Source organism: Zhongshania sp., assembly GCF_041584495.1.
Taxonomy (GTDB): Bacteria; Pseudomonadota; Gammaproteobacteria; order Pseudomonadales; family Spongiibacteraceae; genus Spongiibacter.
In genome coordinates this window covers 1-14,873 of record NZ_JBFHDY010000088.1, presented here as the reverse complement: position 1 = coordinate 14,873, position 14,873 = coordinate 1, and the positions used below count along the sequence as shown (strand labels likewise).

The window sequence follows — 14,873 nt, the reverse complement described above, 5'->3', positions numbered from 1 at the left end:
GGCGAAGCCATTGGCGATGCACTATTGGTGGAGGATCGGGTTCGTCATATTTTGGTGGACGAGATGCAAGACACCTCGGTGAGCCAAATCGAATTGCTCGAGGCCTTGTGCCAGGGCTGGGAAGATGATGATGGCCGCAGCGTGTTTTTCTGCGGGGATTTACAGCAATCCATCTATGCATTTCGGGGGAGCTTGGTAAGTTTGTTTGACGAACTTATGCAGCGTGGTAGCTTTGCCGGAAAAACTCTTGTGCCCTTACAACTTAAAGCTAATTTTCGCTCCTCGCCTGACTTGGTTAACTGGGTGAATGGCGCCTTTAAAATTTTGTTTACCGACCGTGGCCGGCACTACGAAGCGGCGCTGCCCCAGCGCAGCAATCCCGGTGTGGTAAAAATTCACCCCCAAGTTTTAGCCAAGCGTGTTGACGCTAAAGCGGGTGTAGCCTTCGCCGAGGCCAAGCAAATTGCAGACTACCTGCTGGACTTGCAGGTCCGCGATGCAGAGGCGGGCAAGGTCTCATCGGTGGCAATTCTTATTCGTAGTCGCAGCCATTTAAAACATATTATTCCGGCGCTTAAAGCGGCGGGTCTGGGATTTTCTGGTCAGGATATCGACAGCCTGGGAGCTACACCTGCAGTGATGGACTTTATGGCACTGCTGCGGGCGTTGTGGCACGAGGCTGATGATGTAGCCTGGGCCAGCGTATTACGGGCACCCTTTGTTGGTTTGAGCTGGGACGACCTGCTGCACTTGCGTGAAGCCCCAGTCCTTCTCCGCGACGCGATTATGGACGAGGCATTAAGCACTCAGCTCAGCGCCGATGGCCAGTTCACGGTCAATCGCTTGCGCCGCACTTTACAATGGTTGGATAGTTGTCCAGAGAGCCGGGATTTACGCTGGGCGCTGCGCAGTGCCTGGCATTTATTGGGTGGCCCAGTCTGCATTGAAGCGCATCAGCAAAGCGATATTGATCGGGTGCTGCGGCTTTTAGATGAATACGCGCCTGCGGGGTTGCTTGAAGATATTCAGGGGCTTGAACGTGCACTTGAGCGTTTATACGCCGCCCCGCCCAGTAGTCATATTGAATTAATGACGGTGCATAAATCCAAGGGCTTGGAATTCGACGTTGTTATCCTGCCAGGGCTTGGCGCAGCGGGCCGCAATGCGGATCGTGAGCTCTTGGCGTGGCAGCGGCTGCGCGGCCATATGATTTTTGCGCCCAAGCCCCAGCGCAATAACAGTGAAAAAGCGGCAGACAAACTCTATAACTATATGAGTGAAAGTCAGCGTCGGGCCCTCGACGAGGAAATGGACAGGCTAATCTATGTGGCCTTGACCCGCGCCAAGCGTGAGCTACATCTATTTGGGGTTTGCCAAATAAATAGCAAAGGCGATGTTGCGCCCAAATCCGGTAGCGTGTTGGCAAGGCTGTGGGACAGCGTTGGAGAGGCTTTTGAGCAGGCCGAGCTTATTGAGCAAGACGACGATGTTGCGCCAATGCGGGTTCCTTTGGCACCGCGGTTGCGGGATTACGACGTAGACCTTAGCCCTGCGTGGCAGCCGCCGGAACCGGTGGTATCGCCTTTGCAACGCGCTCAGCGCCAAACTGAAAATGCGGTGTTGGAAGACAATATTGAGGATCGCGCAGTCGGCATTGTGTTTCATGAACTGATGGAGCGGCTTGGTCGCGGTGGCGATAGCGCGAGCTGGGCGGCAGATGAAAGTCGTTTACGGCAGGGGGTAATTCAACGTCTGCGTCATCACTGCCACCCCGAACCGGCGATACAAGATAGCGTCGAGCGGGTGCTGAGTTTATTAAGCAATACCCTCAGCTGCGCCAAGGGCCAATGGATACTCGCGAGCTACCAGTGGCAAGACAGCGAACAGACTATTCGCCGCATGCTCGCAGGGCAGTGGCAAACGTTGATTTTAGACCGCGTATTCATTGATCAGGAGCGCTGCTGGATTGTGGATTATAAAACCGCCAGGAGCCGTGACAGTGTTGATGCGTTTTTAGAGGCACAAGCGGAAAGATATAGTGCAAAAATGCGAATTTATGCACAAGCTTTACGCGCAACTGGGGTAGAATGCGCGATCTCGACGGCACTGTATTTCCCAGCACATCAGCGTTTGCTGGTGCTGGACGACATTTAAGCGTTTGGCTAAGCCCATAGGGCGTAGGTTTTAATTGATTATTTTAGTAGCTGTATAGCTCTCGTATTTGGGAATGGTTTTACATGAAACAAGCGCTTTATTTCGGGGTACTGTCGGTATTGCTGGTAGGCTGCAGTCAGTTTAAAACCAATAAACAAACTGTGCCGATCCCGATTAATCTAGAAAGCCATGTTCAGGCGATTGATGAGGAGGCCCAAGCGGACGCGCCTACACCGACGCCGAAGATTGTGACCAGTAATAGTCGTACTATGTTACTCGGCAAGTGGTATGGCATTCGTAAAACCAATAATGGCGGCCAAAAAGAATGGCTAACAGAGCGCTCGGCAGATGGCACTTACCGGGTTGATTTCCGTTTTACCGCTAAAAATGGTGACGTCCGCACTCAGTCGGAAGTGGGCTTTTGGGGCGTTTCTGGCGGTACTTATTTCCGCATTTTTAGGGGCTGGGTCACCATAGAAGGGATGAAACCGGCCGACCCAACCAAGGCAGATCATTATGATGCTTATACCATTCAATTGCTTAATGACACCTACTTTAGCTATAAGCATGTTAACCGTGAGCACGTGTACACGGTGAAAAAAATGCCAGCAGATTTTCGCCTTCCCCTCAATGTTAAAAGCGAAAGTAACGAGCCGTTGACGTTTAGTTATTAAGTGAAATTCGGGCCTCCCAATTGGCTTAGCGCCGTTCGCGTTGCTGGGCTAAGCACTTATGAGTCCTTGTTATTCAAAAACATACTTGCCTGGTGCTGCTTCCAGTGCGGGGTATTTTTTGCTACCTAAACTGGTCTTGGCGCGGCGCTTGTCACCTGAGCGGCTACTTGCCCACTGGGCCCAAGCCTCCCACCATGAACCGGTATTTGGGTGTGCGGCAGCGCGCCAGGCATCGGCATCGGGCCCCGGTGTTGGGCCAGTCCAATACTGCGATTTAGGGTTGCTTGGGGGATTGACCAGTGCCGCAATATGGCCCGCACTGCTCAACACAAATTCGCAGTTCCCGCCTAATAATTGGGTAGTTTGATAGCAGCCGGTCCAAGGGGTTAGGTGGTCATTCACTGCGCCGAGTACAAAGGCGTCTTGGGTAACTGTGGCCATGTCGAGTGGTGTGTCTAATACTGAGAAGGCGCCGCCGCGAACCAAGGCATTGGATTCTAAGATGCTTAAAAAATCGTCGTGCAAGCCCGCCGGTAAATCAGTGCTGTCGGCATTCCAGGCCAGAATGTCAAAATTCGGTGGCGGGTTGCCCATTAAATAATTGTTCACCCAGTAATTAAATACCAAATCATTGGGGCGCAGCAGCGAGAACATATTTGAAAGGACTTTGCCGTCGAGTACGCCTTTTTTACGTGACAGCATTTTGGCCGCACTTAACAAGGTGTCGGCGCGGAAAATACCGATCATGGCGGGCTTTGAAAAATCCAGCAAGGTCACCGCGTAACTAATGGCATTTATCTTATGTGCTTTGTTCTTTGACTGCATATACGATAGCAAGGCCGACATGGTGATGCCACCGGCGCAAAAGCCAAAAGTATTTATTTTTTTAACGCCACAAATTTGGGCGACAGCATCAATTGCGCCGCTGAGGGCGTGGCAGTAATTGCCTAGATTCCAGGCACTGTCTTTAGCAGTGGGGTTGCGCCAGCTCACCATAAACACTTGGTAACCTTGCGATAACATATATTCGACCATGCTGCGTCCAGGCGCGAGGTCGAGAAAATAATAACGGTTGATCTGTGGCGTCATCATCAATACAGGAATGCGATATACCTGCGGAGTTTGCGCTTGATATTGAATGACTTCTAAGTGCTCATTGCGGTAGATCACCGCGCCCTTAGACAGCGCTAGATTGCCGCCAACTTCATAAGCGCTTCGGTCGACTGAAGAGGGTACGCCACCGTTGTTTTTTAAATCGTCGAAAAAGTTCCTAAGGCCGCGTACAAGACTTTTGCCACGGGTATTTTTAGCGTGCTTTAAGGCCGCTGGATTACTTAAAATTAAATTGCTTGGCGATAAGGTGGCTTTTACTAATTCGGCGGTAAACTTAACACGTTCTTGATCTAGCCAATTGCCCGTTTCATTTTCTAGTAGCCCGTCAACAGCTTGGCAAAACGCCAAATAACTCTGCCCAAGGCGGTTAAAGACCTTGTTGTTATGCCAGGACTCGTCGCTAAAGCGTGGGTCGCGACCAAACTGGAGTTCAGATTCGCCTTTAAGTATCTTGAATTCTTCTTTCGCTAACTGAAGGCCCTGCTGGCGCAGCATGGTAAAATTTAAATAATGGCTGATTAAGCCCGCAAGGTTTTGGGCTGCGGCTTTTGTGGGGTCGGAATCAGCTTGGCTAACATCAAGCTTGTGCTTGTTATTCATTATTTAAGTGCTCCTAAACGCGGTTATATTTTTTGCCACCAATTCGGTTCTGGTGAAGGGAAATAAATGTCCGCAATCGTAAGTTTGTAAATTAGCCTTGGGAATGATCGCCCGCATAATACGGGCATTGATAAGTGGAATAATGGGATCGTCTCGCCCCGCCATAATAAGCACTGGGTGCTTAAGGCGGTGTAGACGATGAATGCTGGTCCAGCCACTTAGTGCCAATGCCTGCCAACAATAGGAAAGCGGATCTACTTGCATAAAGCGCAAATAACGACCTACCTTGGCATCGCGGCGCCGCAGGTCGCCACCATACAAAACCCCAGTGTAAAGGCCAACCATGTTAAGGCGAATACAGCTGAGCGGGTGGCGTGTCAGTGCTCTAAGGCCAGGAATGCCGGGAACAACCGCTATGCCCATGGTGGTAGCCGCCAATATCACGCGGCGAATACGGTCGGGGAAGCGCAGTGCTAATTCCTGGGCTAAAGTTCCACCCCATGAAATACCGAAGACATCGACTTGCGCGTGACCTAGGCGATCTAACATGGTGATAATTGTGCGGGCTAAGCAAGTAATATGGTATGGCGTCAACCGTGATTTTGAGCCACCGATACCGGGTGGGTCGAAACGAATTACCGTGCTACCTTGCAGAGACTTAACGATAGCGTCGAGGATGCTGAGTTCGGTAGCGAGGCCGTTGCAGATGAGTAGCGGCGGTAAGTCGTCGTCACCTTGTTCTATTTTTAAAAATAGCCGGTCTCGGCCCAAGGTGATTTGCTTGCCATGCTCATATTCATTGTCCATAAAACTCACTTATTGCAGCGACCGGTTTGCCATATAGCAGTAGAATTTAAGCCCTCTTTAATACATGTGTTGGCCACCGTTAATCGACAGCGTGCAGCCGGTAATAAAGCTGGCTTCTTCCGCAGCGAGAAAAACCACGGCCCGGGCGATTTCTTCAGGTTTTCCGGGACGCCCTACGGGCACTTTAGCGACTAGCTTATCGAGAATATTTTCTGGTACAGCGCGCAGCATATCAGTATCGATAATACCAGGAGCAATCGCGTTAACGGTAATGCCATACTTAGCGCTTTCCAGCGCTAAGGCTTTGTTAAAACCGTGTATGCCGGATTTGGCTGCGGCGTAATTGACTTGACCGTACTCGCCAGCCTGGCCGTTGAGGGAGCCGATATTAATAATGCGGCCGTATTTGCGGTCGCGCATACTTTCAATTACGTTGCGGCAGGTATTGAAGCAGGCGCCGAGATCAGTATTGATGACCGCGTGCCATTGCTCGGGTGTCATTTTGTGCATGGTGGTATCACGGGTTATGCCCGCATTGTTTACCAGTACGTCGATTGGTCCCAGTGTTTCAACGATACTGGCAATGTTTTCAGCGACTTCATTAAAATCAGAAACATCGAATTTATAAATGGCGATGCCAGTACGTTCGCTAAATTCTCTAGCGCGTTCGTCGCTGCTGCTGTAATTGGCCGCGACAATATAGCCCGCGTCACGTAATGCGATAGAAATCGCCTCGCCAATTCCTCTAATTCCACCGGTTACTAATGCAACTTTTGCCATGTTAATTTCCTTATTGCAGTACACATTTTAAATTCATTATAAGTTTACGCTTTGCGCGATCTGGTTTAATCCAATCGCCTAGGCAGCCACGCTGGTGTTTGCAAAAACAATCCAATGAGATGATTTGTTGCTGCGCCATTGCCTAAAAAATTTTCAGTAGCACGCCGCGTAACTGCGCAGCAAGAAGCAAGCCAAGACAGATTGAGTGGCGTGTAAATATTTTTCTTGCTAGGGTTTTGTAAAATTTATCCGCCTATTATTTGAGGTGCCATTATTAAAAATGGCACGATATGAAGCTTTATAAATGCTAGGTTCAAATGAACGATACATTTGCGAAACTAACCACTGCTAATTAGCGGCGTTACAGAAGATACTCTCTTAATATTTCAGATTGTTTACAGGGTTATGAGGATGCACTATTGCTTATCCGAAGTGAAGTCGTTTAAATCAAAAAGACTATATTGGCAGGTTTATTGGGATCAATGATTAGGACATCAAATATGGACATTAATAGTTGCTACCAGCCCTTGGATCTTGTTCGCAGTGCGGCAAAAGCCAATGTGGCGGGCTTGTTTTGCAGTATTGCTGCGGCTGTTCCAGATCGAATTGCGTTGTGTGATGGCAATCGGCAATACAGTTATCGACAATTAGATGCACGCAGCAACCAGTGGGCTAATTTATTTGCCGGCAACGCGCTTGTGCAGGGAGATCGGGTGGCCGTTATGCTCGGAAACTGTGCAGAATATTTTGAGTTGGAGCTGGCAGCCGCGAAATATGGCCTTATATTAGCTGCACTGAATTGGCGGCTAAGCGATGAGGAGCTCCAGAACTGCACCAATCTAGTGCAGCCCAAGTTGATTGTGGTCGGTGTTGATATGGTTGAGCGCTTAACTGGCCTTGGGATTACCAGTGCCAAGCAGGTAGTGATCAGTGACGACTGCATTGAATTGCTTAAGGACTACTCAAATAGCTTTACTTTGCCAGCACTAGACCCTGAGGCTGGCTTACTGATTTTGTATACCAGTGGTACCACGGGTTTGCCCAAGGGCGCACTCGTTAGTCACCGCGCTATTATTGCTCGGTCGATGGTGTTTCATGTTTTATTTGCCACCCCTGATGAAGATAATTTTGTGGCGTGGACGCCGATGTACCACATGGTGTCGACGGATCATGGCTTAGCGACGTTGCTGCGTGGCGGCACGGTGTGGTGCCTCGACGGCTATCAGCCAGATCGGCTTATTGAGTTAATTGAGCGTATTAAGATCACGTGGTTGGTGTTGGTGCCCGGTATGGTGGGCGATTTTGTTGCACGCTTGCAGGCGCGGCCGTTCAAGGTGAAGGGCATTAAAGTCATTGGCGCCATGGCAGACCTTATTCCTCGCGAGGAAATAGGCGCCGCAACTACTTTGCTGCAAGCCCCTTTTCTCAATAGTTTTGGCGCGACTGAAACGGGCTTGGCACCGGCAACTGGTGGCAATATTGTCATTGGGGTGGTGCCAGACAGTTTGTCTAAAGCGCAAACGCCATTCTGTGATTTGCGCTTAGTAGACCCCGAAGGCCGAGAGGTCGCGGTTGGTCAACCTGGTGAAGTATCCCTCTCTGGCCCAACCTTGTTTAGCGGTTACTGGAATAATGATGACACCAATCGCCAAGATTTTCGCGGTGGTCGATTTCATATGGGTGATGTCTTGCGCCGCAATATTGACGGAAGCTTGGACTATGTGGACCGCGTTAAATACATGATTAAATCGGGCGGCGAGAATATTTACCCCGCCGAGATCGAAACCGTAATTCTGACGGATACCCGTATTGAAACGGCAGTGGTGGTGCGCAAAGTTGATGCGAAGTGGGGTGAAGTTCCCGTAGTGTTTTTGGTGTGCCGCGACGAGACCGTTAGCGAGGCTGAGGTCGTGGCATTATGCCGCAGCTCACTGGCCAGCTATAAAATGCCAAAACAGATACGCTTTATTAAGGATGAGGAGCTGCCCCGCTCAACCACGGGCAAGATTCAGCGCCATCTTTTGGAAAAACTTATTTGAGGGTATTAAGAGAGATAGCGCGCTTGGGGTGAAAATTCTCCCAGGCGCGCATTAGCTATGCTGGATTTATGCATGCTTCACGGCGGTGTGGTATTTTCCGATAAATGCCTTAACCTTAGGCGCGATGCTCTCGCGATAATGGCCGCCACTAAACACGCCGTAGTGACCCACGCCCTCTTGGAGGTGATGCTCTTTCATGGCCTCAGGCAAATTCACACAAAAGTCAGCGGCGGCCTGACACTGGCCAGGAACCACCATATTGTCTTTTGCACCCTCGACGGTAAATAGCGGTATGTCTTGGATATGGGCGCAATTCACCTTGGCTCCCTTGTAGCGCATAATGCCTTTGGGTAGTTCTTGGTCAATAAAAACCCGTTCTAGGGTTTCAAGATAAAACTCAGCAGTGGTATCTAGCAGGCTAAAGTACTCGTCGTAAAAGTCGCGAATCTTGTTTGCGCTCTCAAAATTGCCGTGGTAAATATCTCGTAAATAGCGTTTGTGACTTTCTATATGTGAGCGAATGCTCATGGTCATAAAATTGCTGAGCTGCACCATGCCAGGGTAAACCGAGCGGCCGCGGCCAGGGTAGCGGGAGGGCACCTTATGAATGGCGGTGAGGCTAAGCATGCCGGGGGTAATAAAACTCGACACCTTACTAATCAGGCCTGGGTTGACTCGTATATCCATGGGGCTGCCTAAAAAGGACATGGATGCTGGCCGTGCAGGATTTTCCTGCGCGGACATGATTGAGGCGGTTACTAAGCCGGGAATACCGGCCTGGCAAAGGCCAACCATGTGCGTGCCTGGTCCCAGTTTTTCCATGAATTCAATTAAATAAGCAATATACTCTTCAAAGCCGAAGCGGCCCTCTTCCACTGGCACCAAGCGTGCATCGGTCCAGTCAGTTACATAGACTTCGTGTTCCGGCAGAAACTCTTCAAAAGTTTCGCGGGACAAGGTGGCGTGATGGCCGGATAAGGCCGCCACAAATATGACCCGTGGTGCGGTTTTTGGTAAGCCCTGGCGACGGAACTTCATCAGTTTGCAAAAGGGCAATTCTAATTCAATGGACTCGGCTACGGGGTAGGCGCGGGAGTCGATAATAACGTCGTCGTAGTCCCAACCTTTTTTAGGGTAGTGCTGCAACACGCGAATACCTGTATCGAGTAAGGCACTCTGGAAGCGCCCGAGCTTAGATTGGCGCACTGGATTCCACTCGGCATCGACAACGGTTTTTACTTTCGATAAGCCAATGGCAATGGTGTTTAAGCTTTGATTGGTCGCATCGGCGATATGGTATCTCATTGCTGTCTCCTTGCCACGGCGGGTTTACCTCAGTTTGGACTGAAGTTGGTAGCGCATCATGACAAATAATGTAATTGGGTGAATTCTATATGCCGGAGCCCCTTTGCTGACGTCGCGGCTATAAATTGCATTCGCTATTTTAGTATGCACAAATTAATTGGCTTGGGCCAAGTAATTTAAAAAAATATTATTTTTTAAATAAAAGTGCACCAATATTGTCATAAAAATTAATTTGGAAATGGGTTTTTTTGCACTTAAATGAGTCGAATATTTGCGAGCTTTTTGGGCGCGGAGATTTGGTTTTTTAATTAGTGAATGCTATTCAGATTTCTGTTAAAGCATTCAGGAATTCAAAGACTTAGGCGTTGGAGTGAGGCGATCTAAAAAATCCAGCGCGCCGCAAACGGCACAAACACCGCCGTAAACGCACCAGTTAGGCACAGCGCCAAGCTAGAGAAAGCTCCGGCCACAGGGCTGCGCTCAAAGGCCCGAGAGGTGCCAATGGCGTGCGCGGCCAAGCCCAGACAAAAGCCCCAAAGTCGATCATCCTGAATATCTAATTTAGTAAATAACCAGGTGATGGTGGTGATCCCCACCACGCCGGTCAAAATAACTGAGGCTACTGCGATCGTGGTAATACCGCCAATGTCTTGGGTAACGGCTATCGCGATTGGGGTGGTAATGGACTTGGTTGTTAGGGACAGCAAGGTGCTTTGATTGGCGCCAAACAGCCACGCTAAGATTAAGGCTGATGCAGACGCAAAAATAGCGCCAACAGTGACTGTGATCAGTAGCGGTCCAGCCATATTGCGGAGCAAATGCAATTGCCGATAAAGGGGCACCGCCAGCGCGACGGTGGCTGGCCCCAGTAAAAAAGTCAGCCAGTCAATGTTGTGGTAATAGGCGTGGTAGTCCTTGCCTAGTAGTATTAGAGCGAGGGCGATGAAGCTCGCGCCGCTAATAGTGGGGTGCAAAATCGCGGCCCGGCCACTGCCCAGGTACAGAAACATGGCGCCCTGGTAGGCGAGTAAAGTCAGCGTAATGGCAAACAGTGGGCCGTGGAGTAAATCGCTCATAAATGGCTATTTCGACGCTGTAAAAAGCGAATCAACAGTCCGCAAAATACCAAGGTGCAAACAGTGCCAAGGCTGACTGCGGCGATAAAGGCCGGCCACTGATCGGCAAAACCTGCGCCTAAAAAGAAGACGCCTGCCGCCGGTGCCATTAATAATAAAGGCAGTAATTCGATTAGCTTTTGGCTGCCACTCTCTAAGTCCTTGGGCACGCTGCCGCGTATGCACAGGCCACAAAACAGCAATAGCATGCCGATCACTGGGCCAGGCAGGGGTAGGTCTAGCGCGCGCTGCATAAACTCCCCGGCCAGTTGGCAGCCGAGCAGCGTTAAAAAGCCTGCTAGCATCAGCGCTTAACCATGGGTAGCGCGCTGGCAATGGCACAAAGGCCTAAGGTAATAAAGGCAAGCAGCGACCAGTTCGGCATACTTAAGCCAAACAGTGTCCACACGATTTCGGCGCAATTGCCGTCGCCAATCATGAGGGTGCTAAAGGCTTCGCCAAACGGCAAATTGGCAAACATATATTCGAGGCTAGGGCCGCAGGCGGGCGCTTGGTCGGCGGGTAGACCTTGTAGCCAGACTTGCCGATACGCCACGGCGCCACCAAGCGAGGTGAACAACACCATTAGACCGGCACTGAGGTAACGGCCTTTTTGCTGGGGGTGAATCAGCAGCGCAGCGAAGGCGGCCAGTGCGGTAAGTACAAAAAATGCGCGCTGGGTTATACACAGTGGGCAGGGGTGCAGGCCGTCGAAATATTGAGTATACAGGGCATAGCCCAGCAGGGCGCAGCAGCACGATACAATAAAAGCGTAAATCCAGCGGGATGTGAGTGCCATTTGAGTCTCTCCGTGAGCGCCATACAGTAGGGGATTATCTAAAAACAGACAAGTCCGACCTTGGTCGCGTGCTTTAGTGTGGCATTAGATCGAGTTTCTGGGTGAATTCATCACATAATTGGGCGATTAAATTTGGGTATAACATCGCGAATTGTTGGTTTATCAACGGCAGTACCTTCGCGAGCTCCGGCCCGCAGTGGCCCAGTGGATTCTCGCGCTTTACCCGTTGGCCGATACGCCCAAGCATGGCTTCTATTGTATGCCAGTTGCCCAAATTACTCAGTACATCGTATTGGGCCAGCACTCGGATCTGGCGTTTAGCGGGGCCTGGGTAATTGTCGCAGCGTTCGAGCAGACTGCGATAGCTCTGGGCGTTAAATTCTTTCAGGTCTTGGTGGTGAAAGCGCAGCCAGTTCACACTTAAACAGTGATCAAAACACACGTCTAACATAATGCCACCATAGCGGCGGTAACTTGGCGGCAGCGCCTGCAGGCATTGACCAACCAAAGGGTGGCTGTCGGTTAGCGCATCAATGCGCCGATGCAGGCGAATGCCGACCTCCCAAGCGCTGGGGTAGTCACCGCGCAGGGGGCCTTTAACAAAATCGCCTAATAAGCCCCCTACTAATAGGCCTTTTGCCTCTAAGTTACAGCGTTGTGCAACTTGTTCGGCGAGCAGAAAATGGGCGAGGTAATTCACAGTCCTTGGTATTGCTCGTAAAAGCGGGCGAGGTATTCGTCAAAATCCTCACCGGCCTGCTCAGCCTCGATCTTGGCCTGGGCAGCAAAAGATGCTTCTTGCAGCCGTTTGAAACGAGCGACTTCCACTGAGCGTAAACCGCGTTCGCGAAAGTGCTTGGCATGGAGCTGAGACTGGATCATGGCATAGTGATAATACGATTCTACGCCGTTCTCCAGCTCCGCTACTATCTGGGCAGAGGGCGTCAGTGTTGTGTCCTGGATTTTGGCTAGTTGCTGAGCGCAGCTGGCGCTGTAGTCTGAGCTGCGATGGGCGGTGTCTAATTGCGCGGCAATTTTATTGATGCCGCCGATAAGTTCCTCGGCCCAATCTTTAAGGGCGCGGGGCTGGTCGTGTTGCTTCAATTGCAGGCCAGGTTCCCGGCCACGGTTGACCACCTCTAATAGATTTGCGCTGATTTCGGCGTTGCTATCGTCGTCGCAAGGTGGGCTGTCTTGGTATAAACAGAACAGTAAGAAGGCGTCGATAAAGCGAATTTGCTCCGCGTTTATGCCCAGTGGCAGCATGGGGTTGACGTCCAAGCAGCGCACTTCAATATATTCTACCCCGGCGCGGCGCAGTGCGCCTATTGGGATCTCACCACTTCGGGTGACGCGTTTGGGGCGAATGGGGCTGTAAAACTCATTTTCTATTTGCAGCAAACCACTGGATAACTGCTCATCCTTGGGAATTTTTTCGTAGTCTGGGTGAGAAGTGGTAATGCCTGTGCGCAGGGTTTCCACGTAAAAATCGAGGTGGTTGTAGCAAATATTGAGATTTTGCTGAGCATCGCTTTGGTAGCCCAAATCGCCCATGCGCAGCGACGTGGCGTGAGGGCCATAAAGGGTGTACTCGCCACAGGCTTCAAGCTGGTGGGGGCGACCATTTAAAAAACAGCGAGAAACTGCTGGCGCGGCGCCAAACAAATACACCAGTAGCCATGCGTAGCGGCGAAAATTGCGGATAATACCGAAATAGCTATTGGTGATATATGTTTCCAGCGGCAATTCGCTGCCATCGGCGGCATGCAGCCCAGCCCACAGCGACTTAGGCAGTGAGAAGTTGTAGTGAATGCCCGCAATGGTCTGCATTTTGCGACCGTAGCGGTGGCCTAGTCCCAAGCGATAGCGGGTTTTCATGGTCGCGGTATTGCTGCTGCCGTAGCGGGCCACGGGAATTGCCTCGTCGCCTTTACCTAAACGGCAGGGCATGCTGGCATTCCAGATGATTTCGTTCTTGAGTTCACTATTGGCAAAACGATGAATGGCGTCTAGCTCGGCAAGTGTTTCGTCAATGGAGGCGCTGACCGGAGTGATAAACTCGAGCAGGGCTTCAGAGAAGTCGGTGGTAATAGAGGGGTGGCACAGCGCGGAACCAAACGCGGCGGGGTGATCGGTTTGCGCCAGCATGCCCTCTGGGTTGGCGCGCAAGCTTTCCTTCTCGATGCCGCGCATGATTTGGCGCAGCAGATGCTGCCGTGGTTCTTCTGCAAAAAAAGCCAGTCTTTGTTCTATCGATGCGGTCAAAATGGCATCCTCTGCGGGGCATAAAAAGGCCGCTCAGTGTAAATCCGCGTTAAGCTACTAACAAGCATTGTTGATGACGTGATTGTCATGTTCATAAATACAGATAAAACGATAAATGATGGGGGAGATAGGCATGGCCGAAGCGCAGGCGGGAATTTTTGTTGAGGGCACGCTCTCGCATTTCTTCTTGGAGTACCAACTTATGGAGGGCGTCACCGAGGCGCAGCTGAGATCGGCACTGGCTAGCGCCATTGCGTTGCCGGTGAACGCCGAGCTTAATTGCGTGTGGGCGTTTGGCGCGGATTGCTGGCGGCGGCTTGCCCCTGTCGGGGTGCCTGAGGCCCTTAAGCCCTTTCGCCCTATTGGCGAGGGTCGGCGAATTGCACCTGCTACCCAGCGCAGTATTTTACTTTGGGTGCATGGCAATAATCACAGTGCAAATTTCGATGCGGCGATGGCAGCGACTGCGGCATTGGCGGCGGTGGCGACGTTAAGCCTTGAGAAAATTGGTTTTCTATACAAAGACTCCCGGGACTTATCGGGCTTTATTGACGGTACTGAAAACCCTAAGGGGCGGCGTCAACAACAGGTTGCGCTGATTCCTGATGGCGAGCTGGGCGCGGGCGGCAGCTTTGTCATGAGCCAGCAGTGGATACACAATTTGGCGGGATTCCACGCGCTGAGTCAGCCCCAGCAAGAGGCGGTAATTGGCCGCACCAAACCAGATAGTATCGAGCTGGATGACGAGCGTATGCCAGAAAATTCCCATGTTAGTCGCAGTGATGTAAAAATAAATGGCGAGGCACAAACATTATATCGGCGCAGTGTGCCCTATGGTGGGGTGCAACAGCATGGCTTGTATTTTCTGGCATTTAGCCGCGACATTCATCGATTTGATCGTATTTTAGCCAGTATGTTTGGCTGTAGCGGTGACGGCATATATGATCATTTGACTGATTTCTCGACCCCTGTGACCGGAAGTTATTGGTTTGCGCCCTCTCGTGCTGAACTTTCTGCAATAGGCTCCCTCTAATCATGTGAAGTCTCCTACTCTAGGTATATTTGAGCGCTCATATGAGCGCTCTTTTTTTTGCGTGCGCCAGGCATGGCGCGTAGCGCCGTGACGGGCGCTGTTCCAAACCGCGTGGTGGCGATTGGATGACTTGGTGGTGAGAGTCCACTATCGGCCCGGCAAGGGGAACGATTAGCCGAACGGCAAGGG

13 protein-coding genes are annotated in these 14,873 nt (G+C 51.0%); 4 read left to right on the top strand and 9 right to left on the bottom strand.

Annotated features, from left to right (window positions below):
* Both ABYP33_RS13465 and ABYP33_RS13460 read left to right on the top strand, forming a co-directional pair.
* The coding region (locus ABYP33_RS13465; protein WP_373091592.1) for a UvrD-helicase domain-containing protein at positions 1-2,154 on the top strand (2,154 nt) is incomplete at its 5' end.
* An 83-nt stretch (positions 2,155-2,237) separates the two neighbouring features.
* Positions 2,238-2,828 carry a hypothetical protein gene (locus ABYP33_RS13460; protein WP_373091590.1) on the top strand — a complete coding sequence of 197 codons (591 nt, stop codon included), beginning with the start codon at positions 2,238-2,240 and terminating at the stop codon, positions 2,826-2,828.
* 69 nt (positions 2,829-2,897) lie between these two features.
* Here the strand turns inward: ABYP33_RS13460 and ABYP33_RS13455 are convergent, their stop codons facing one another.
* The 3 genes from ABYP33_RS13455 to phbB are packed head-to-tail and all read right to left on the bottom strand — an operon-like array spanning position 2,898 to position 6,128.
* The gene (locus ABYP33_RS13455; protein WP_373091588.1) at positions 2,898-4,541 is read right to left on the bottom strand and encodes a PHA/PHB synthase family protein; all 1,644 of its coding nucleotides are present in this window, start codon (positions 4,539-4,541) and stop codon (positions 2,898-2,900) included.
* Between the two features lie 3 nt (positions 4,542-4,544).
* Positions 4,545-5,348: an alpha/beta fold hydrolase gene (locus tag ABYP33_RS13450; RefSeq protein WP_373091586.1), complete on the bottom strand. Its 804-nt coding sequence runs from the start codon at positions 5,346-5,348 to the stop codon at positions 4,545-4,547.
* Positions 5,349-5,405: 57 nt separating this feature from the next.
* Positions 5,406-6,128 carry an acetoacetyl-CoA reductase gene (gene phbB, locus ABYP33_RS13445; RefSeq protein WP_373091584.1) on the bottom strand — a complete coding sequence of 241 codons (723 nt, stop codon included), beginning with the start codon at positions 6,126-6,128 and terminating at the stop codon, positions 5,406-5,408.
* A gap of 500 nt (positions 6,129-6,628) precedes the next feature.
* On the opposite strand from phbB, the gene ABYP33_RS13440 reads away from it, so the two are divergent.
* A complete protein-coding gene (locus ABYP33_RS13440) occupies positions 6,629-8,167 on the top strand; it encodes a class I adenylate-forming enzyme family protein (protein ID WP_373091582.1) in 1,539 nt (512 codons plus the stop codon).
* A 66-nt stretch (positions 8,168-8,233) separates the two neighbouring features.
* On the opposite strand, the gene phaZ is transcribed toward ABYP33_RS13440, so the two are convergent.
* From phaZ to gshA, 6 genes are all read right to left on the bottom strand, one after another.
* Positions 8,234-9,472, bottom strand: a complete 1,239-nt coding sequence (phaZ, locus tag ABYP33_RS13435; RefSeq protein WP_373091580.1) for a polyhydroxyalkanoate depolymerase — start codon at positions 9,470-9,472, stop codon at positions 8,234-8,236.
* A 380-nt stretch (positions 9,473-9,852) separates the two neighbouring features.
* On the bottom strand, positions 9,853-10,548 hold the full coding sequence (locus ABYP33_RS13430) for an LrgB family protein (RefSeq protein ID WP_373091578.1): 696 nt from the start codon (positions 10,546-10,548) through the stop codon (positions 9,853-9,855).
* The gene (locus tag ABYP33_RS13425; RefSeq protein WP_373091576.1) at positions 10,545-10,892 is read right to left on the bottom strand and encodes a CidA/LrgA family protein; all 348 of its coding nucleotides are present in this window, start codon (positions 10,890-10,892) and stop codon (positions 10,545-10,547) included. Before ABYP33_RS13425 ends, ABYP33_RS13430 begins: the two co-directional genes overlap by 4 nt.
* A complete protein-coding gene (locus tag ABYP33_RS13420) occupies positions 10,892-11,386 on the bottom strand; it encodes a disulfide bond formation protein B (RefSeq protein ID WP_373091574.1) in 495 nt (164 codons plus the stop codon). Before ABYP33_RS13420 ends, ABYP33_RS13425 begins: the two co-directional genes overlap by 1 nt.
* A 73-nt stretch (positions 11,387-11,459) precedes the next feature.
* Positions 11,460-12,086, bottom strand: a complete 627-nt coding sequence (locus tag ABYP33_RS13415) for an ACP phosphodiesterase (protein ID WP_373091572.1) — start codon at positions 12,084-12,086, stop codon at positions 11,460-11,462.
* Entirely contained in the window at positions 12,083-13,651 is a 1,569-nt protein-coding gene (gene gshA, locus ABYP33_RS13410; RefSeq protein WP_373091570.1) for a glutamate--cysteine ligase, read from the bottom strand. Before gshA ends, ABYP33_RS13415 begins: the two co-directional genes overlap by 4 nt.
* A gap of 133 nt (positions 13,652-13,784) precedes the next feature.
* On the opposite strand from gshA, the gene ABYP33_RS13405 reads away from it, so the two are divergent.
* Positions 13,785-14,684 (top strand): Dyp-type peroxidase, encoded by a 900-nt coding sequence (locus ABYP33_RS13405; protein WP_373091568.1) that lies wholly within the window; start codon positions 13,785-13,787, stop codon positions 14,682-14,684.
* Positions 14,685-14,873 lie beyond the last annotated feature (189 nt).